The organism is Castellaniella hirudinis (assembly GCF_042651965.1).
Lineage (GTDB): Bacteria > Pseudomonadota > Gammaproteobacteria > Burkholderiales > Burkholderiaceae_B > Castellaniella > Castellaniella hirudinis.
This window is the reverse complement of the sequence record NZ_JBHSDY010000003.1, coordinates 64,523-84,103: the sequence shown is the minus strand read 5'-3', so window position 1 is coordinate 84,103 and position 19,581 is coordinate 64,523. Positions and strand designations below refer to the sequence as shown.

Below are 19,581 nucleotides of genomic sequence, written 5' to 3'. Positions count from 1 at the left end.
ACTGCCATGTCCACGACAACGCGTACCCCCTCGCCCGCCCTGATCGTCCTGTTCTGGCTCTACGTCGGCATCCCGCTGGCGCTGGGCATCTGGGAAACCCTGCTCAAGGCGAGCGCGCTGTTCCACTAGGCCGTGCACGGGGGGTCCAGCCCCGAAGGCCCTCGACCCTGGGGCTTCGCCCATCGGCGTGCGGAGTTCCGGGGCCGGGCCCCCTACAGCCACTTGATCCGGCGGAACTTCCAGTACAGCAGCCCGCAGACCAGGCCTGTCCCGGCCAGCATCGCCGGATAACCGTAGGTCCAGCCCAGTTCCGGCATGTCATGGAAGTTCATGCCATAGATGCCCGCCACCGCCGTAGGCACCGCCAGGATGGCGGCCCAGGCGGCCAGCTTGCGGGTGATGTCGGTCTGCTGCATCTGGCTGATCATCATGCTGGCCTCGAAGGCGAAGACCAGCGCTTCGCGCAATCCGGCCAGGGACTCGATGATGCGCTGGATCCGGTCCGCGTCCTCATTGAAATAACCCCGGCTGTCGGCGCCGATGTTGCGTATGTCCACGCGCGCCAGGCGACGGCAGATTTCCACCAGCGGCGCGATCGCCGTCTGCATGCGCAGCAGGTCGCGCCGCATGCGGTACAACCGGCGAATTTCCATTTCGCGGAACCCGCGCAGCAGAAACTGGTGCTCCACGCTCTCGACCCGGCTCTCCATGTGATCCAGCGCCTCGACGTAGCGGTCCGCCAGCAGATCCAGCAGCATGGAGGCGACGTAATCGCTGCCCCGACTCAGAAATTCCGGCGAACTGCTCAGCAGCTCACGCAGCTCCCGGTGCGATCCTTGCGCGTGGCGGCGGATCGTCAGCAGATAGCCCGGTCCGATCAGCAACTGGGTGTCGCCGAAACTGGGCCGGTCCTGGTCGATCTCGACCGTCACCACGACCACCAGCGTCAACTGGTCGTATTCGATGATCTTCGGGCGGCGGTGCGGGGCAATGATTTCCTCGACGGCGCGATCGGGCAGACCCAGCCGCCGGCCCAGGTCGCGCACCAGGGCCTCGTCCGGTTCTTTCAGGCCGACCCAGAGCAGGCCCGCATCCAAGGCGGCCGGTCCCAGATCGGCCAGATCGACCTCGCGGTCCGGCTGGCCGGCGATATACAGGGTGGAAGCCACGGCAGACCGCCGGAAGGCGTCGCCCAGCCCGGTATCATCCGCGGATGTCGGTGTAACCATCATGCTTTCCCTCATTTCTGATACTCAAATTCGGATGCATGGGCTTGCCAGGCAAGGCGCAAACCGCAGCGATAGTGGTTCTATCGCGAGGATGAGTCCGGACACGGGGCAGTCCCTGCGGACTGCTCCGTGCCTGACGAATCCGAACCGCTTGCCAGCGGTGAGGTGGATCAGCAACGCAGCATGGCGAGTCCAGGCGCCGAATTCAGTCCGACCAGGCGCGCAGGAACGCCAATAGCACCTGCGCCGCATTGTCCGCAGCGATGTGCAGGAAGGCATTCATTTCGTTTTCGCCCGGCCCGCCGCCGGCCAGATCGCTGAGCGAGCGGAAGGCGATGAAGGGCACGCCCGCGCGCCAGGCGACCTGCGCGCAGGCCGCGCTTTCCATATCCAGCACATTGGCCTGGAAGGTACGGAAGGCATAGCGGCGGAAATCGGCATTGTCCACGAAAGCCTGACCGGACACGCCGCTGCCGCCGACCACCAGACGGGGGCGCTTGTCCAGGCAGCGGTCCTCGCGGTCACAGCCGCGCAGAGGCACGGACTGGATGCCGCGCGCCACGGCCAGCATGCGCGGATCGGCCTCGAACCAGAATTTTTCCTGGATCGCCGTGCCGTCGGCCGGCTGCACGCGCATGGCGCGCGGCTGCATCATGCCATAGGGAGCGAATTCGAAAGCGCCCTTGGAATCCGGCGCATGGTACTGCCCCGGCGCGGTTTCCCGCATCATGACCACTTCCAGGTACTGCCCCCAGCGTTCCGGGACGCTGACGTCGCCAATGTTCAGGTCGGGGTTCACGCCGCCTGCAATGCCGCTGAAGATCAGGTGCGTGACATGGAAACGGTCGAACAGCAACTGGGTGTTCATGGCGGCGTTGACCATGCTGATGCCGCTGAGCGCCAGGACGACGGGCCGGCCTTCCAGTCGCCCGGTGGTGAACGTCACGCCCTGGACGACGTGGACGCGGGCATCACCCAGGCGCGCGCGCAGCAGTTCCAGTTCCGGCGCGAAGGCGGACAGGATGGCCAGGCGCGGCGTATCGTCCACGCGCCCCGCCGCCTGCGCGGCGGCCGGGGCGGATGCCATGCCGGCAGTCACGGGGCCGGGCGCGGCCTGGGCCGGCAGGCCTGCCCACGCACCGGCCCACAGCAGGACGGCGGCGGCCAGGACGGCGGCACGCGAGAGGGAATGACTCATCATGGATTCGACTCCGGGGGAGAAAGGGAGGGATCGGATGCAACACCATCCAGACGCTGGACTTCGAAATCCGCATGCAGGGGTTCCAGCGGCGGCAGCGGCCGGCCGGCCTTGGCCGACAGCTCGGCAAAGCGGCCGGCCTTGCCGTACAGCCCCCGCTGTCCCGTCACGGCGGTGACCGTGCTGTTGTAGTGCGTGGCCGCCGCCCCCAGGGCGTGACCCAGTTTCTGCAGACGATCGGCCACCACTTCGACCTGCCGGTACAGGCCGCCGGCCTGATCGCTCAGCGCCCGCGCCTGTTCGTTGCCGCGCGCCAGCATCCACAAGGTCGCCACCGTGCGCAGGATCGGCATCAGCGTCGTGTGGGACACCAGGATGACGTTGTGGCGGTAGCCGTGGTCGAACAGGGTGCGGTCATGCTGCATGGCTTCGATGTAAGCCGGCTCGATCGGCAGGTACATCAGCACGAAGCCCGGGCTTTTCATGCCGATCAGGGCGCTGTAGTCCTTGCGGGCCAGGTCGTCGATGTGATGGCGCACGGCGCGCGCGTGCGCAGCCAACGCGGCCTCGCGCGCCTCGGGTGTGGCCGCCGACACGGCCCGATCGTAGTCCACCAGTGAGACTTTGCTGTCGAGGACCAGATGCTTGCCGTCCGGCAAGCGGACGACGAAATCCGGCTGCCGCCGGTTGCCGGCCTCGTCCCGGAAGGGCGCCTGGGCCTGGTAGTGGTCGCCTGCGATCAGCCCCGCCAGTTGCAGGCTGCGTTCCAGCAGCACCTCGCCCCAGTTGCCGGTGGTCTTCTTGTCGCCCTTCAGGGCCGTGGTCAGGGACTGGGCCTCGTCGCTCATTTTCAGGCCGACGTCCAGGACGCGGCGGATTTCCGTGTCCAGCCGGGCCTGGCCGCGCACCGAGGCATCGTGGATTTCATTGACGCGCCGCTGGAAGCCCTCGATCTGTTCGCGGAACGGCCGCAGCAGACCGTCGAGCGAGGCCTGGCTGGACCGGGAAAAGCCCTGGCTTTTTTCTTCCAGCACCTGGCCGGCCAACTGCTGGAATTCCGTCCGCATGGCGGCACGCGACTGTTCAAAGGCCTGGCGCAATTCGTCGAAAGCAGCCAGCTTTTCCTGGTGGGCGGCCTGCAGCCGGGCCAATTCCAGCCGGCCGTCCTGCGCCCGGGCGCGCCAGTCTTCCAGCGCCTGCGCCTGGGTGACCGCGTCCCGGTCGAGCTGCGCGATCCGGTCCTGCAATTGATCGGCGCGTTCGGCCTGGCGGGCGGCCTGCGCCGCCTGGGCCAGCAGGCGCCGCCGCGCGGGCCAGGCGCCGGCCACAACGCCGACCAGCAGCGCCAGGGCCAGCGCCGCCAGGATTTCCGGGGAAAACGGGATCACGATACTGATTTATGCCGTATGAAGAAGACCCCACATCATCGCATACCGGGATCAGGCCAGACGCAGAATCTCGGCCTTGCTGGACACTCCCGGGCGCAAGCCGCTGGGATCGGTGTCGACATAGTGGGGAATGCAGTTCTGGATGTGCAGATGCAAGCCCTGGATCAGACGCAGGGCGCCTTCCGGCAGTTCATGCGTGGCCTGGGAAACGACCCCGATCATGTAGGCGATGTCGGTCTGGATGGGCCGCAGCACAATGCCCTCGAGCTGGGCGCCCCGGATCGAGAACGGATCGATCAAGGCCACGCCCAGACCCAGCCGCACCAGGGACAGCGCCGTCTGCTGGCTGCCGACCTCGATATGGCGCCGGGCCTCGCCTGCCGTCGCCTGCGCCAGGCTGCTGGTCAGGTGATAACGCATGCGGTAGCGGCTGAGCAGCGTGATGACGTCGGTGTTGCGGATGTCCTCGAGTTGCACCGCGTCCCGGGACACCAGCGGATGCGCGGCAGGCAGCGCCAGCAGGCAGGGCGCCTGACCGCACCAGTGCACGCGCACGGCCTCGGTATCAATGGGCAGGTTGACGAGCGCGAAATCCGCCCGGCCTTCCGCAAGCGCATTGGCGGGCAGTTCGTGGACGACTTCCTCGATGATGAGCTTCTGGCGGAAGATGGGGCTGAACCGGTCCATCCGGGCCAAAGCCTCGGGCAGCAGACTGCGGGCCAGATCGACGGACGCCAGGACGCGCAAGGGACGCACCTGGCCGCTGCGCATGCCCTGGACGCGCGATTCCAGTTGCTGCAGATCGGCCAGGATGCCGCGCACTTCCTGGTAGAACTCCGAACCCTGCTCGGTCAGGGTGATGGCAGGCCGGGTGCGGGCAAACAGCATGAAACCCAGTTCGGATTCCAGGTCGCTGATCTGGCGGCTGACCACGGGCTGCGAACGGCCCAGCATACGGCCGGCGGCCGTGACGCTGCCGCTGGCCACGATGGCGTTCAGAGCCTCGAGTTGGCGTATTTCCATGGCACCGGATACTGGGAGGGGCGTGCTTGGGACGGCCCGGCGACAGAAATCGCCCGGATCTGCCGATGGAGATCCAGGCGAAACATATAGATATAAAACTTATATGAATCTTACTGCTTGGCCCGGACACCAAAGCAATGAGCAAGCGTAGGAAAGGTCTCCTCTCGCACGGATTGGGCGTAGTCCTGGGCCGCCTGGCGGATCACCTGCGCCGCGTCGCCGAAGCGCTGGGCGAACTTCGGAATCCGGTCGCCGCTCAGGCCCAGGATGTCCTCGGTCACCAGGATCTGGCCGTCGCAGGCGGGCGAGGCGCCGATGCCGATGGTCGGGATCGACAGCGCCGCCGTGATTTCACGCCCCAGCGGTTCGCTGATGCCTTCCAGCACCACGCCGAAGGCGCCGGCCTGCGCGTGGGCCTGGGCATCTTCCAGGATGCGGCGGGCGGCGGCGTCGGTCATGCCCTGGGCCTTGAAGCCGCCCATGGTATTGCGATACTGGGGCATGAGTCCGACGTGGGCCAGCACCGGAATGCCGCGATCCACCAGGAAACGGGTGGTCTCGGCCAAGGGCAGGCCGCCCTCCAGCTTGACGCCGGAGGCGCCGCTGCCCGCCAGGATGGACGCCGCATTGGCGAAGGCCTGGGCCGGAGACTGCTGGTAGCTGCCAAAGGGCATGTCCACGATCACGCACGCGTGCTCGGTGGCCCTGACCACGGCGGCTGCGTGCGCGGACATCATCTCGACCGTGATCGACAGCGTGTCGGGCATCGCATAGCCGACCATGGCCGTGGAATCCCCCACCAGCAGCATGTCCACGGCCTCGTCCAGCAAGCGGGCGATCGGTGCGATATAGGCGGTCAAGGCGGCGATCTTGCGTTCCCCCTTGAACGAGACAAGCTGGGGCACCGTGACGCGTTGCGCCTGACTATGTACACTCATTTGATTGACTCCAAAGAATTCGTTCATCGCCCGCCGGCCAGATACTGGCCCGCCAGGCCGACCGCAGCCAGATGCTGCCTCCACCGGAGACCTGCATGACCACCAATCAACCGTATATCACATTCCATGATGGCCGCCGCGCGCCCCAACTCGGCATGGGCACCTGGCAACTGACCGGCGACGCCGTCGTCCCATCGATCCAGGCCGCCGTCGAGGCCGGCTACCGGTCCATCGACACCGCCGCCATCTACGGCAACGAGGTCGAGGTCGGCCGCGGCATTGCCCGGTGCGGCATCCCGCGCGAAGACTTGTTCGTGGCCACCAAGGTCTGGAACGACCGGCATGGCCACGATAGTACCAAGACCGCGCTCCAGGAAAGCCTGGACCGGCTCGGGCTCGACTACGTCGATCTGTACCTGATCCATTGGCCGGTGCCCCAGAACAAGCGCTACCTGGAAACCTGGGAGGCTCTGATCCAGTTGCGCGACGAGGGCCGCGCCCGGTCGATCGGCGTCTGCAATTTCCAGGTCGGCCACCTGCAAAAGCTGCTGGACAGCACCGGCGTGCTGCCGGTGGTCAACCAGATCGAACTCCACCCCCATTTCCAGCAGGCCGAACTGCGCGCCTATCATCAGGACCACGACATCCGCACCGAAGCCTGGAGCCCGCTCGGCCGGACCCAGGCCTTGCAGGACCCCGTGATCCTGGAACTGGCCCACCAACTGCAGGCTACGCCCGCCCAGGTCATCCTGCGCTGGCACATCCAGATGGGGCACATGGTCATCCCGAAATCCTCGCACCCGGCGCGGCTCCAGGAAAACATCAATCTGTGGAACCTGCATCTGGACGATGCCGCGCTGGCCCGGATCGCGGTTCTGGACCGCGCCGACGGCCGCATCGGCCCCGATCCCGATACCTTCTACCTGATGAAGAAATAGGCGCTTGCCGGTCCTGCCGGCCGGCACACGGGTCCAGCGCCGTCAGACGCCGTCGCGCCGCGCCCGCCATCCCAGGCGGATCGCCAGCGCCGGCGCGACCGCGAACACGCCGTAGACCGCCCAGGCGGCCTGGCGCGCGCCTTGCCAGCCCCCCGGATCCGTGAACCCGGCGGCATTGGCGACCATGCCCGCCACGCTGGCGCCCAGGGCGATCGCGTACAACTGCATGGTCGTGATCGCCGCCGAAGCGATGTTCTGCTGCGCCGGCGGCGCCGCGCGGAACACGCCGGTCAGCAAGTGCGGCCAGCACACCCCCACCCCCATGCCCACGCCCAATAAGAGCACGGCCAGCAGCGCCGCCGGGGCGGCCGGATCGGGCATGAAAATGTAGAGACCCGCCAGGGACGACGCCGACAGGATCGGCCCCAGCGCCAGCAGACGGGCGGCGCCGGAAGACCCGCGCCCGGAACTGAGCAATGTCCCCAGTGACCAGCCGGCCGACATCAGCGCCGACAGATAGCCCGCGTACAGCGGCGACTGCCCGTGCAGCACCTGCAAGAAATACGGGACGAAGACTTCCGTCGTCACGCCGATGCTCAGCAGGCCGATCATGGCATAGCGGCGGCCCAGCGGATGGCTCAATGACCAGGCGCCCTCGGGCAGAAAACGCTGCCGCGCCCGGCCGTCCAGGCGTGACAGGCAGAAGGCCAGCAGCAGACCCGCCGCCACGCCGGCGGCCTGGACCACCCAGGAGGCATACAGGCTGGCTGCCGACACCACCAGCACGGACGCCACCAGCAAGCCCATGCGCAGCAAGGGCGCCTCTCGCGGCGCATCACGGTCCCGCCCCTCTGCGTCGAGCTGCGTCACCAGCAAGACGCCCAGCAGCACGCACACCGGCAGCACGGCCCAGAAGGCCCAGCGCCAGTGTCCGGATTCGGCAAACACGCCGCCGATGGCCGGCCCCGACAGCGTCGCCACGCCCCACATGCCGGAGATCAGCGCCATGGCCCGCGACCACAGGGCCTGATCGAACACCAGGGGCACGGTGGCATAGCTCAGGCTGAGCAGCATCCCGCCCCCCAGGCCCTGCCCCACCCGACCGAACAAGAGCCAGGGCATGCTGGGCGCCAGGGCGCAGACCACGGTCCCCAGCATGAACACCAGCAGGGCAAACAGAAAGGTGCGCCGCAAGCCGTAACCCCGGATACCCAGCGGCGAGCACGACGAGCCCATGATCGAGGCGGCCACGAACAGCGTGGTGTTCCAGGCGTACCAGGGCAGACCGCCGATGTCCTCGACGACCGAGGGCAGGATGGTGGTGGCGATGAACATATTGATCGCATGCACGGCCACACCGCCCGCCAGGGCGAGGGAGCGCAGGCCGTTGCGGCCCCGCAGCAGGTCGCCCCAGGAGGCGGAAGCAGATGAAGTCATGCATTGAACCAGATCAGGCGGACCCATGGCAAAAAATGCCCCCACGCCGCGCCTTCGGCTTGCTGCCCCCATCCAATGGGGGCGGGCCTTGGGGCGGCCCGACGGCAAAAAATGCGGGCCGAAGCCCGCATTGTAGAAGGGAACCTCTGAACCCGTTATTCCAGCAGTTGCCGCAAGGCGTACTGCAGGATGCCGCCGTGGCGGTAGTAGGCGGCCTCGGTCGGGGTGTCGATGCGCACCAGGGCGTCGAATTCGATGTCACCCGCCCGCACGCGCACGGTCTTGGGCGTGCTGCCGCCGTTGAAGGCCTCGACCCCGGTGATCTCGAAGGTTTCCTTGCCCCGGATCCCCAGCGTCGCCGCATTCTGACCGGCCGGGAACTGCAAGGGCAGCACCCCCATGCCGATCAGGTTGGAGCGGTGGATGCGCTCGTAGGATTCGGCGATCACCGCGCGCACCCCCAGCAGCACCGTGCCCTTGGCCGCCCAGTCGCGCGAGGAGCCGGAGCCGTATTCCTTGCCTGCCAGGATCACCAGCGGCGTGCCCGCCTGCAGATAATGCTGCGAGGCCTCGAAGATCGTGGCGACCGGCGCGCCGTCGCGGGTGAAGTCGCGCGTCCAGCCGCCTTCGGTATCCGGGGCGATCTGGTTGCGCAGGCGCACATTGGCGAAGGTGCCCCGGATCATGACTTCGTGGTTGCCGCGCCGCGACCCCAGCGAGTTGAAATCCTGGGGCTCGACCCCGTGCGCGCGCAGGTACTGCCCGGCGGGGGTGTCTTTGCCGATGGAGCCGGCCGGGCTGATGTGGTCGGTGGTGACCGAATCGCCCAGCAGCGCCAGCACCCGCGCGCCGCGGATGTCGCTCACGGCTTGCGGCTGGCGGGGCATGCCCTGGAAGTAAGGCGGATTGCGCACGTAGGTGGAGTCGTCCTGCCAGTCGAACAGGCTGCCTTCGGGCGTATCCAGGTCGCGCCAGATGTCGCCGCCGTCGAACACACCGGCATAACCGCGCGTGTACATGTCAGAGGAAATGCAGGTCCGGATCGCGTCCTGGACTTCTTCGCCCGTCGGCCAGATGTCGCGCAGGCGGACGTCCCGCCCCTCGGCGTCCTGGCCCAAGGAATCGTTGAGCAGGTCGATGTTCATGGTGCCGGCCAGCGCGTAAGCGACCACCAGCGGCGGAGACATCAGGTAGTTGAGCTTGACCTCGGCGTGGATGCGGCCTTCGAAGTTGCGGTTGCCCGACAACACCGACACGACCGCCAGATCATTCGCGTGCACGGCTTCGGAAACCTCGGGGATCAGCGGCCCCGAATTGCCGATGCAGGTGGTGCAGCCGTAACCGACCAGATTGAAGCCCAACTGATCCAGGTAGGTCGTCAGGCCGGCCTTTTCGTAGTAGTCAGTGACCACGCGGGATCCCGGCGCCAGACTGGTCTTGACCCAGGGCTTGCGGCGCAGCCCGCGCTCGACGGCCTTTTTCGCCAGCAGGCCGGCCGCCATCATGACGGCCGGGTTGGACGTATTGGTACACGAAGTGATGGCCGCGATGACCACGGCGCCGTGGTCGATCGCGGCGACGGTCGCGTCCGGCAGGCTCAGGGTCGCCGGATTGGATGTGGGCGCGCCGGGCAGCGCGGCCAGGGACTTGGCCAGGGCGGGCTTGGCATCGGTGAGCGGAATCCGGTCCTGCGGCCGCTTGGGCCCCGCGATCGAGGGCACCACGGTGCCCAGGTCCAGTTCCAGGCGTTCGGAATACTGCGGCTCGTGCGCCGGATCGTGCCACAGACCCTGGGCCTTGGCGTAGGCCTCGACCAGCGCGACCTGTTCGTCGGAGCGTCCGGTGAAGCGCAGATAGGCCAGGGTTTCTTCGTCCATCGGGAAGATGGAAATGGTGGAGCCGTATTCCGGGCTCATGTTGCCGATGGTGGCGCGGTTGGCCAGCGGCACGGCGGCCACGCCGGGACCGTAGAATTCGACGAATTTGCCCACCACGCCGTGCTTGCGCAGCATGTCGGTGATGGTCAGCACCAGGTCAGTGGCGGTGGTGCCTTCGGGCAGCGCGCCGGACAGCTTGAAGCCGACCACGCGCGGAATCAGCATCGAAATGGGCTGGCCCAGCATGGCGGCCTCGGCCTCGATCCCGCCGACGCCCCAGGCGACCACGCCCAGGCCGTTGACCATCGGAGTGTGCGAGTCCGTGCCCACACAGGTATCGGGATAGGCTTCGGTCACACCGTCGGCCTGGCGGGTGAACACACCGCGCGCCAGGTGTTCCAGGTTGACCTGGTGGACGATGCCAGTGTCCGGCGGCACGACGCGGAAATTGTCGAAGGCCGTCTGGCCCCAGCGCAGGAATTTGTAGCGTTCGACGTTGCGTCGGTATTCGATTTCCTGGTTGCGCCGGAACGACTGGTTGTGGCCGAAGTCATCGACGATCACCGAGTGATCGATGACCAGTTCCACCGGCGCCAGGGGATTGATGCGCTCGGGATCCCCTCCCAGGGCCCGCATGGCGTCGCGCATGGCGGCCAGGTCCACCAGGGCGGGCACGCCGGTAAAGTCCTGCAGCACGACCCGCGCCGGCGTGAAGGCGATTTCGCGGTTGGGTTCCGCATCAGGGTCCCAGCCGGCCAGGGCGCGAATCTCGTCGGCCCGGACGGCGACGCCGTCCTCGGTGCGCAGCAGGTTTTCCAGCAGGATCTTCAGGCCGTAGGGCAAACGGCCCGGATCGAGTCCGTGATCCTTCAAGGCGTCCAGCCGCCAGATGCGGTAGGACTTGCCTCCCACATCCAGGGTCGCACGCGCGCCGAAACTGTTGGGGTGAGCCATGAAGTGTCCTCCTGTCGGTTCGAGCCCGGGCTGCCGGGGCCTCCAGGGAGCCTCTGAATAAGTCGAGCGGAAAGCGGGCGCTGTGGATCGGGATGGGATGCAAGGCGCGAACCGCAGCCATAGCCATCGCTATGGCGAGGATGAGCAACGCAGCAGACCGCCCGAGTCCGCAGATGCACGCGGCGCGAGGACTTGTTCAGAGGTTCCCTAAGCCACGGAGCCGCTGATCCGGCCCATCTTACACCCCTTACGCATACGCGGCCCGCATCCGGCCCCAGGCGCGACAGGGGATTGCGGCATCCACGGACGGCCCCCACGGGACACAGCCGGCGCTCAACGACCGGACGCCGCCCAGGGTTAAGCCCGGTTTTCCCGAGGCATCGGCCTACACTGGACCGATCCCTGTTTCTCTGGAGCCCTGTCATGGCATTTCCCGCATTCTTCGCCCAGGCCCCCCGGGTCGCGCTGCACGACCCGCTGGCCGGCCTGCTGGGCGCATCCGACGACGGCCTGATCGAATACGGCTACGAAGACGCCGTGCGACTGGCCGGCCACTCCTGCCCCACCGTGGCCGGCGCCTGGCTGATGACGGTGCGCGCGCTGCGCGCGCTGTACCCCGACACGGTGCCGCAGCGCGGCGACATCGACGTCACGTTCGCCGACAGCGCGACCCAGGGCGTCACCGGCGTCATCGCCAATGTGGTCGGCCTGGTCACGGGCGCCACCACGGACACCGGCTTCAAGGGCCTGGGCGGCCGGCACGACCGGCGCAATCTGCTGCATTTCCAGGGCGACGTCCCGGGCGAGATCGTCTTCACCCGCCGCGACACGGGCGACCGGGTGGCGGTGTCCTTCAGCGCCCAGGGCGTGCCGGGTTCCCCCTCCGCCATGCCGCTGCTGCAAAAAATCCTGTCCGGCGGCGCCAGCGACGCCGAACAGCAGGATTTCGCGCACCTGTGGCAGGACCGCGTGCGCCGCATCCTGGAAGCCGTCGATCAGCCCGGCCTGGTGACGGTCAGCCCGCTGCCGCGCGCTGTGTAAACAACCGGGTTTGCATTCGGTCGGAGTACGAGACGGGAAGCCGAAGACAGTGCTCTTGCACGGCGAGGCGAACCAACGACGTAATCCGGCCGAATGCGAGCCCGGATTACCGACGGCGTTCGTGGGCGGCGTAGTACCGCCGCTTGTCCGCGTACAGGTCCCGGTCGGCGTCCTTCAAGGCCTGCTCCAGCGCGTTGGCGTCCCGGCAGGTGGCCTCTCCGGCCGCCACGCTCAACGGGACGCCGCCGTAATACTGGTTGTTCAGTTCGATCAAGGCGCGGATGTTGTCCAGCACCGTGCGGGTGGCCGCCTCGTCGTAGCCGGGCAGCAGCACCACGAACTCGTCGCCGCCGATGCGGGCCGCCTGGCAGGGACGGTCGACCGCCTTGTTCAGCACCTCGCCGAAGCGGCGCAACAGGTCGTCGCCCGCCGCGTGGCCGCTCTCGTCGTTGGCCTGCTTGAGATTGTTCAGGTCCAGGGCGATGAAGGACACCAGCGGCGCGCGCTTGCGCTGCAAGCGGCCCAGCTCATCGACGAAATAGGACCGGTTCTTCAACTGGGTCAGCACATCGTGCTTGCCCAGGTATTCCAGATAGGCCTCGGCCTTCTTGCGGGCGGTGATGTCGGTCAGGGAGACCAGCACCAGGCCCCAGTCTTCTTCGTGGCCCTGGAAGACCGACAACTGCAGATGGATGTGCAGCACGTCGCCCGCCAGCGTGTGGTTGCGGACCTCTCTCTGGTGAAAGAGCCGCCCGTGCCACAAATCGATCAGTTGCTCGGCGAAGAAGGCGCGGGAGTCCTGGCCAAATACGTCGCCCAGCCGTTCCAGCAACTGGTCCCGGGATTCCGCCTTGAACAAGGTCAGGGTGTAGTCGTTGACGTCGAGGACGCGGATTTCCTGCTGGCAGCGTTCGACGAAGTCGGGATGCACGTCCAGAAAAGTGCGGAAGTCGCTGATGTCTTTTTCGCGCAGTTCGTCGAACAGCAGCTTGATGGCGCTGAAGTCCTCGACCCACAGCGACACGGGCGCCTGCTGGAAGAACTCGCGGGCGTCGCGCGCGCTGGCCTGGGCCTGGCGATGCGCATCCCGCAGCGGGGTGACGTCCTCCATGGCGACCAGCACCCGATCCCAGGGCTGGCGATCATCGGCCAGGATCACGGCCTTCAGGGACAGGTCCAGGCGCCTGCCGGTCAGCGCATAGTTCACCGTCTGGCTCTGAAAGCCCCCCTGGCCGAGCCAGAGCTGTTCCAGTTCGTTCGCCCACCCTTCGTAGGTATCGTCGCGCAGCACCTCGGGCAGCCGATCCATCAATTCCGTCTGGGAACGGGCGCCGAACAGCGTCAGGGTCTGGCGATTGACGCGCAGGATGCGGATCAAGCCGGCGCAATGCCGCAGCCGTTCGCGATCCTGCAGCAGCCAGCTCCGCAGATCCACGACGCCATCGGCGCGCCAGCGGGCGAACTGCGCATGCAGACCGCTATAGTCCTCCAGCCACAAGGGCATCGGCGTGGCTTCGAAGAAGTCCGGCAGGCCGCTCCCCGTATCCGGAGGCTGCCATCCAGCCGGCACTGCTTGCCCTGCGTCCATCCTGGCCTCACTCGCACTTCGGAAACGGGCATTCTAAATGAAATCCCCCGACCGACCGGCCTTTCCCCCAAGGCGAGCAGGCCCAGGCAACGGGGCAGTATCAGGCGGCCAGACCGCACTAGCGTAAACACCAATGGACAGGATTTCGCATAAATACATGAAGATGATCAATATGATGGGGCCGCCACCCCGAACCCGGACGCGAGGTTCACAATAAGGCCATCAACCCTCATGCCTGAACACCCGCCCCGGCCCCGCCGGAGGCCCGCGCCACCGGATTTGCCCGCCCCCTCGGCCCGCACCGCGTCCGGATCACGACGAACGACGAGGATGGAGACAGCTTTGAATACACCCGCCCGCACCGCACTGCCGCGCCCTGAAGACGAAGCCCTGGGGATGACGGCCAACCTGATGTACGGATTCCAGCACGTCCTGACCATGTACGGCGGCATCATCGCCGTGCCGCTGATCGTCGGCCAGGCGGCCGGCCTGAGCGGCGCGGAAATCGGCGTGCTGATCGCCTCCTGCCTGTTCATGGGCGGCCTGGCGACCCTGCTGCAGACGCTGGGCATTCCATTCTTCGGCTGCCAGTTGCCGCTGGTCCAGGGCGTATCCTTTGCCAGCGTGGCCACCATCGTGGCCATCCTGAGTTCAGGCGGCAGCCTGGCCTCGGTGTTCGGCGCCGTGATGGCGGCCGCCCTGATCGGCCTGCTGATCACGCCGATCTTTTCCCGCATCATCCGCTTCTTTCCACCGCTGGTGACCGGGTCGGTCATCACCACCATCGGCCTGTCGCTGATGCCGGTGGCGGCCAACTGGTCCATGGGCGGCAACCCCAAGGCAGAGAACTTCGGCAGCATGGCCAATATCGGCCTGGCCGCCGTCACCCTGCTCATCGTGCTGCTGCTCAGCAAGATCGGCAACGCAACGATCTCGCGCCTGTCGATTCTGCTGGCCATGGTGCTGGGCACGATCATCGCCTGGGCCACCGGCATGACCGACTTTTCCCAGGCGGCCAACGGCCCGGCCTTCGCCCTGCCGACCCTGTTCCACTTCGGCTGGCCCGAATTCCATCCCGCCGCGATCGTGTCCATGTTCATCGTCATCCTGGTGGTGCTGGTGGAAACCTCGGCCGACATCCTGGCGGTGGGCGACATCATCGACACCAAGATCGACTCGCACCGCCTGGGCGACGGGCTGCGCGCCGACATGGTTTCCAGTGTCGTGGCGCCGGTCTTCGGTTCGTTCACGCAAAGCGCCTTCGCCCAGAACGTCGGTCTGGTCGCCGTCACCGGCGTGAAAAGCCGCTATGTGGTCGCCACCAGCGGCCTGATCCTGCTGGCCCTGGGCCTGCTGCCGGTCATCGGCCGCTTCATCGCCGCCGTGCCCACGGCCGTGCTGGGCGGCGCCGGCCTGGTGCTGTTCGGCACCGTGGCCGCCAGCGGCATCCGCACCCTGGCCCGGGTCAACTACGAAAACAGCATGAACCTGATCATCGTGGCGACCTCCATCGGTTTCGGCATGATCCCCATCGCCGCGCCCCAGTTCTACGCCCACTTCCCGGCCTGGGTGGCGACCATCTTCCATTCCGGCATCAGCTCGGCCGCCATCATGGCCATCACGCTGAACCTGCTGTTCAACCACCTGACGGCCGGCAATTCGGATCAGCAGTCCGTGTTCGTCGCGGGGACGGGACACGCGTCCGGCGACCACTGAGATCCCCGGCCGGCGCCTCAGAGCGGACTGAGGACGCCCCCCGCCAGCAACGCCAGCACCAGGGCGCCCAGCACGACACGGTAGAGCACGAACGGCAGGTAGCTGTGGGTGGAAATGAACCGCAGGAAGACGACGATGACGCCATATCCCACGCCGAAGGCGACCAGCGTGGCCCAGGCCGTCGGGCCGGCCGCGATCGGTCCGACCTGCCCCCAGCTGCGGAAGAGCTGGTAGAAACCGGCGGCGAACACCGCCGGCAGTGCCAGCAGGAACGAATAGCGCGCCGCAGCCTCGCGGGTATAGCCCAGGAGCAGGCCCGCCGTGATCGTGCCGCCCGAACGCGAAACCCCTGGAATCAGCGCCAACGCCTGGGCAAGGCCGAACAACAGGCCATGCCCCCAGGTCAGTCCCTCCAGCCCGCGCCGCTTCACGCCGATCCGGTCGGCCACGCCCAGGATGAGCGCGAAGAGCGCCAGCACGGCCCCCGTGATGTACAGATTGCGCAAATTGCCTTCGATCGCGTCCTTGAACAACAGGCCGAGCACCGCGATGGGCAGCGTGCCGATGAGGATCAGCCAGCCCATGCGGGCGTCCGGATCGGCTCGACGCGCGGGCGTGACGAGCGCGGCCAGCCATGCGCGCAGAATGCGCAGGATGTCGCGGCGGAAATACAGCAGCACGGCGGTCTCGGTGCCGATCTGGGTGATCGCCGTGAAAGCCGCCCCTGGATCTCCTCCCGAGGGCAGCAGCGGCCCCAGGATACGCAGGTGGGCGCTGGAGGAAATCGGCAGGAATTCGGTCAGGCCCTGGACCAGGCCCAGGATCGTGGCATCCAGCCACATGTTCGCGCTGTTCATGACGGGAGATTTTCCGTGCAATGGTGGGGAAGGGGTGTTAGGCAGCCACACGCCGCCAATGCCGCCAATCGCGGCCGCCGGCCCGTGTTCGCCGCGGATTCGGGCCATGCGTCCCGCATCATCTGGATACGCTGTCCGAACCGGACCGGTGCTATGCTACCCGCCCGGCATGACACTATGATGACCGTCCGCATGGAAGCGCTGAACGATACCCTGTTCCTCTGGATCAACGCCAGTGATCCCTCGGCCACCGCTCTGCTGCTGGGCCGCATCCTGGCCAACGACCTGATCTACCTGTTCCCCCTGTACCTGGCGCTGAGCTGGCTGCGGACGGACGCCGCCGGGCGCGAAGCCCTGCTGCAGGCGATCGTCAGCGCGGCCATCGCCATGCTGCTGTCCTGGGCAGTATCTAAAGTCTGGTTCCACCCGCGCCCCTTCGTCGTCGGCATCGGCCACCAGTACATGCCCCATAAGCCGACCGCCTCGTTCCCCAGCAATCACCTGAGCTTCGCCTGGGCGATCTGCGCCGGGCTGGCCCTGCATCCGGTCCGCCGCACGGCCGCGTGGATCCTGGCCCTGGCCGCACTGCCGATCGCCTGGGCGCGCGTCTACATGGGCGTACATTTCCCGCTGGACATGGCCGGCGCTCTGCTGACGGGCCTGGCGGCCGCCGGAATCAGCCTGCCGTTGCGCGGCACGGTGATCCCCGTTCTGCGACAATGCATCGAGCCCGTCTACCGCCTGGCCTTCGCCTGGCCGATCCGCCAGGGCTGGGCGCGCGCCTGAAGGCGGCTCCCGGCGCACGGCGCGCGCCGGGCCTATGTGGATGGACATGCGCCGCGTTCATCTTCGGTTCATGCGACGCGGGCGATCATGCCGCTATTGCATACCGTCTCTGGAACCCGCATGACCGCATCCGCCCGCTACAGCCGCCTGTCCATCAGCCTGCACTGGCTCACCCTGCTTCTGATCGTCGTGGTCTACGCCATGATGGAACTCAAGGGGCTGTTTCCCAAGGACAGCCCCGAGCGCGCCGTCATGAAGATGGTGCACTCGTCCTGCGGACTGACCATTCTGGCGCTGACCGTGATCCGCCTGACGACGCGCCTGTTCCAGCGCAGCCCCGCCATCACCCCGGCGCCCGCCGCCTGGGAACAGGTCGGCGCCCGCCTGATGCACGCGGCGCTGTATGCGTTCCTGATCGCGATGCCCCTGCTGGCCTGGTTCGGCATCAATTCCTTCGGCGGCACGGTCAAGGCCTGGGGCTTCGCGCTGCCCGTCCTGACCGGCGAGGACAAGGCGCTGGGCCGCACGATCATCGACGCCCACAAACTGATCGCCAACATCGGCTACGCCCTGATCGGCCTGCACGCCCTGGCGGCCCTGAAGCACCACTACATCAGCCGTGACGACACCCTGCGCCGCATGCTGCCGACCCGCGCCTGACGCTCAGAGGTCCTGGCGCGCGATCGCCATGGCCTCGCGCAGCACGGACAGATCACCGATATGGTTGGCCAGCAGCAGAATCAAGCGGGCATTGGCCTGGGCGCTCTGCTCGTCGCTGAGATCCCGGTGCAGCTCGATCAACGCCTCGTAGAAGTCATCGCCCGGGGTATAGGCGCGCGCATAGCGGCGGCCCGGTTCGCCGAAATTCAGGTTCAGATTCAGTCCCATGGGATTCATTCCTGGTTGCAGGTGGCGCGGGCCAGCGCCTGGCGGATCCGCCCGGCATCCAGCGTGCGCCAACGGGCCGCGACGTGCTGGTCGGGGCGGATCAGCCAGGCCGACCCCGGCCGGGCGTCATAGCGTTCGGCGAAGCGGCCGGTGTAGTCCTCGAAGACGCGAAAGCCGTGCGGCGAACGTCCGCCCGAAGGCGTCACCAGGATGACGTCCACCGGCAGGGGGCCGGACATCAACGCCTGCAAGGCATCGGCACGGGCGACGTCGCCCGGCTTGTCCACATAGACCAGCAACTGAAAGCGGTTGCCCAGGCGCTCCAGCAGCCAGAAATGATCCACCTGGGCCCGCATGGGGCTGTCGTCGCAGGCCGCGCCCGGCATCATGTCGCCGGCGAACACCGCATCGTCAGGCGTGTTCAGGGCGGAATCCGTCAGAATCGTCGGCACCGACAGGCGGCCCGAATTCACCAGCGCCCGGGCGAACGGGTAGTGTCGCGCCAGCCCCAGCACCGCATTGCGGAAGGCCAGCGAGGTCTTCGTCTTGGGCGTGATGAAATCCGTCGAGCGCGTGGAGTTCAGCAGGTTCTCGTCGGCGGCGCAGACCCGCTCGTCGGAATAGCTGTCCAGCAGGCGGTCGGGCGCCTTGCCCTCCATCACCAGCCGCAATTTCCAGGCCAGATTATCCACGTCCTGTATGCCGGAGTTGGCGCCGCGCGCACCGAAGGGCGACACCTGGTGGGCCGCGTCGCCGACGAACAGCGCCCGGCCATGGCGGAACTTGCTCATGCGCCGGCATTGGAAGGTATAGACGCTGACCCATTCGAGCTCGAATTCGTGCTCTTCGCCCAGCATGGCCTTGATGCGCGGAATGACGCGTTCCGGGCGTTTTTCTTCTTCGGGATCGGCATCCCAGCCGAGCTGGAAGTCGATGCGCCAGACATTGTCGGCCTGATGGTGCAGCAGGACCGATTGACCGGGATGGAAGGGCGGGTCGAACCAGAACCAGCGCTCGGCGGGAAAATCGGCCTTCATGACCACGTCGGCGATCAGGAAGCGGTCCATGAAGACCTTGCCCTCGGCCTCCAGGCCCATCATCCGGCGGATGGAGCTGCGGGCGCCATCGGCCACGACGAGCCAGTCGGCCTCGACCGCGTAGGTGCCGTCCTGCGTCTCGACCTGCAAGGCCACGCCGTCGTCGCGCGCGCGCATGGACACGACCTTGTGGCGAAACCGCAGATCCAGGGACCGCAGGGACTGGGCCCGTTTCACCAGGAATTCTTCCAGGTAATACTGCTGCAGATTGATCATGCCCGGCCGGTGATGGTCGGGCTGGGGCAGCAGATTGAAGCTGTAGACCTCTTCGGCGCGGAAAAAGGTGCGTCCTACGTTCCAACTGACCCCCTTGTTCACGCAAGGATCGGCCACCCCCAGACGGTCCAGCACTTCCAGGGCCCGCTTGGCGTAGCAGACCCCGCGCGAACCGACCGAGACCGTGTCGTCATCGTCGAGCAGCAGCACGGGCACGTTCTGCTGGGCCAGATCGATGGCAGTCGCCAGGCCGACCGGACCGGCGCCCACGACCACGACAGGGTGGCGGACGGGCGTATTCGATCCCAGTTCACGCGGCGGACGATATTCGAATTTCTGATACTGATAAGTGCTGAGCATGTCTGTCTCCTCCGGACCGGCGCGGGTCGCGGTCTTTGGGCCGCGATACC

General features: G+C 67.0%; 17 protein-coding genes. 6 read left to right on the top strand and 11 right to left on the bottom strand.

Going from position 1 to position 19,581, the window contains the following annotated elements; translation table 11 throughout:
- Nucleotides 1-6: 6 nt before the first annotated feature.
- Nucleotides 7-129, top strand: a complete 123-nt coding sequence (locus tag ACFO0J_RS05575) for an MFS transporter small subunit (protein ID WP_376812068.1) — start codon at nucleotides 7-9, stop codon at nucleotides 127-129.
- A gap of 83 nt (nucleotides 130-212) precedes the next feature.
- On the opposite strand, the gene ACFO0J_RS05570 is transcribed toward ACFO0J_RS05575, so the two are convergent.
- The 5 genes from ACFO0J_RS05570 to panB form a co-directional block, all read right to left on the bottom strand.
- Complete coding sequence (locus ACFO0J_RS05570; protein WP_376812356.1) at nucleotides 213-1,229, bottom strand: magnesium and cobalt transport protein CorA; 1,017 nt, start codon at nucleotides 1,227-1,229, stop codon at nucleotides 213-215.
- A 205-nt stretch (nucleotides 1,230-1,434) separates the two neighbouring features.
- Nucleotides 1,435-2,316, bottom strand: coding sequence for a 5'-methylthioadenosine/S-adenosylhomocysteine nucleosidase (locus tag ACFO0J_RS05565; RefSeq protein WP_376812355.1), 882 nt, complete (start codon nucleotides 2,314-2,316; stop codon nucleotides 1,435-1,437).
- 110 nt (nucleotides 2,317-2,426) lie between these two features.
- Nucleotides 2,427-3,815 (bottom strand): DNA recombination protein RmuC, encoded by a 1,389-nt coding sequence (locus ACFO0J_RS05560; RefSeq protein ID WP_376812067.1) that lies wholly within the window; start codon nucleotides 3,813-3,815, stop codon nucleotides 2,427-2,429.
- Nucleotides 3,816-3,866: 51 nt separating this feature from the next.
- A complete protein-coding gene (locus ACFO0J_RS05555; protein WP_376812066.1) occupies nucleotides 3,867-4,838 on the bottom strand; it encodes a LysR family transcriptional regulator in 972 nt (323 codons plus the stop codon).
- Nucleotides 4,839-4,948: 110 nt separating this feature from the next.
- Nucleotides 4,949-5,776 (bottom strand): 3-methyl-2-oxobutanoate hydroxymethyltransferase, encoded by an 828-nt coding sequence (panB, locus tag ACFO0J_RS05550; protein WP_376812065.1) that lies wholly within the window; start codon nucleotides 5,774-5,776, stop codon nucleotides 4,949-4,951.
- A gap of 95 nt (nucleotides 5,777-5,871) precedes the next feature.
- Between panB and ACFO0J_RS05545 the strand changes: the two genes are divergently transcribed.
- Nucleotides 5,872-6,714 (top strand): aldo/keto reductase, encoded by an 843-nt coding sequence (locus tag ACFO0J_RS05545; protein WP_376812064.1) that lies wholly within the window; start codon nucleotides 5,872-5,874, stop codon nucleotides 6,712-6,714.
- Between the two features lie 42 nt (nucleotides 6,715-6,756).
- On the opposite strand, the gene ACFO0J_RS05540 is transcribed toward ACFO0J_RS05545, so the two are convergent.
- Both ACFO0J_RS05540 and acnA read right to left on the bottom strand, forming a co-directional pair.
- On the bottom strand, nucleotides 6,757-8,151 hold the full coding sequence (locus ACFO0J_RS05540; protein ID WP_376812063.1) for an MFS transporter: 1,395 nt from the start codon (nucleotides 8,149-8,151) through the stop codon (nucleotides 6,757-6,759).
- A 155-nt stretch (nucleotides 8,152-8,306) separates the two neighbouring features.
- Entirely contained in the window at nucleotides 8,307-10,982 is a 2,676-nt protein-coding gene (gene acnA, locus ACFO0J_RS05535; RefSeq protein WP_376812062.1) for an aconitate hydratase AcnA, read from the bottom strand.
- Between the two features lie 423 nt (nucleotides 10,983-11,405).
- Between acnA and ACFO0J_RS05530 the strand changes: the two genes are divergently transcribed.
- Entirely contained in the window at nucleotides 11,406-12,023 is a 618-nt protein-coding gene (locus tag ACFO0J_RS05530; RefSeq protein WP_376812061.1) for an FmdE family protein, read from the top strand.
- 106 nt (nucleotides 12,024-12,129) lie between these two features.
- Here the strand turns inward: ACFO0J_RS05530 and ACFO0J_RS05525 are convergent, their stop codons facing one another.
- Complete coding sequence (locus tag ACFO0J_RS05525; RefSeq protein WP_376812060.1) at nucleotides 12,130-13,611, bottom strand: sensor domain-containing diguanylate cyclase; 1,482 nt, start codon at nucleotides 13,609-13,611, stop codon at nucleotides 12,130-12,132.
- Nucleotides 13,612-14,007: 396 nt separating this feature from the next.
- On the opposite strand from ACFO0J_RS05525, the gene ACFO0J_RS05520 reads away from it, so the two are divergent.
- Nucleotides 14,008-15,327 (top strand): nucleobase:cation symporter-2 family protein, encoded by a 1,320-nt coding sequence (locus tag ACFO0J_RS05520; protein ID WP_376812354.1) that lies wholly within the window; start codon nucleotides 14,008-14,010, stop codon nucleotides 15,325-15,327.
- A gap of 17 nt (nucleotides 15,328-15,344) precedes the next feature.
- On the opposite strand, the gene ACFO0J_RS05515 is transcribed toward ACFO0J_RS05520, so the two are convergent.
- Nucleotides 15,345-16,184, bottom strand: a complete 840-nt coding sequence (locus ACFO0J_RS05515) for an undecaprenyl-diphosphate phosphatase (protein ID WP_376812059.1) — start codon at nucleotides 16,182-16,184, stop codon at nucleotides 15,345-15,347.
- 177 nt (nucleotides 16,185-16,361) lie between these two features.
- Between ACFO0J_RS05515 and ACFO0J_RS05510 the strand changes: the two genes are divergently transcribed.
- Together ACFO0J_RS05510 and ACFO0J_RS05505 are read left to right on the top strand one after the other, a co-directional pair.
- A complete protein-coding gene (locus ACFO0J_RS05510) occupies nucleotides 16,362-16,970 on the top strand; it encodes a phosphatase PAP2 family protein (RefSeq protein ID WP_376812058.1) in 609 nt (202 codons plus the stop codon).
- A gap of 120 nt (nucleotides 16,971-17,090) precedes the next feature.
- Nucleotides 17,091-17,630 carry a cytochrome b gene (locus ACFO0J_RS05505; RefSeq protein WP_376812057.1) on the top strand — a complete coding sequence of 180 codons (540 nt, stop codon included), beginning with the start codon at nucleotides 17,091-17,093 and terminating at the stop codon, nucleotides 17,628-17,630.
- Between the two features lie 3 nt (nucleotides 17,631-17,633).
- Here ACFO0J_RS05505 and ACFO0J_RS05500 read toward each other — a convergent pair whose 3' ends face one another.
- Together ACFO0J_RS05500 and ACFO0J_RS05495 are read right to left on the bottom strand one after the other, a co-directional pair.
- Complete coding sequence (locus ACFO0J_RS05500; RefSeq protein ID WP_376812056.1) at nucleotides 17,634-17,858, bottom strand: DUF2783 domain-containing protein; 225 nt, start codon at nucleotides 17,856-17,858, stop codon at nucleotides 17,634-17,636.
- 5 nt (nucleotides 17,859-17,863) lie between these two features.
- The gene (locus ACFO0J_RS05495; RefSeq protein ID WP_376812055.1) at nucleotides 17,864-19,531 is read right to left on the bottom strand and encodes an FAD-dependent oxidoreductase; all 1,668 of its coding nucleotides are present in this window, start codon (nucleotides 19,529-19,531) and stop codon (nucleotides 17,864-17,866) included.
- Nucleotides 19,532-19,581 lie beyond the last annotated feature (50 nt).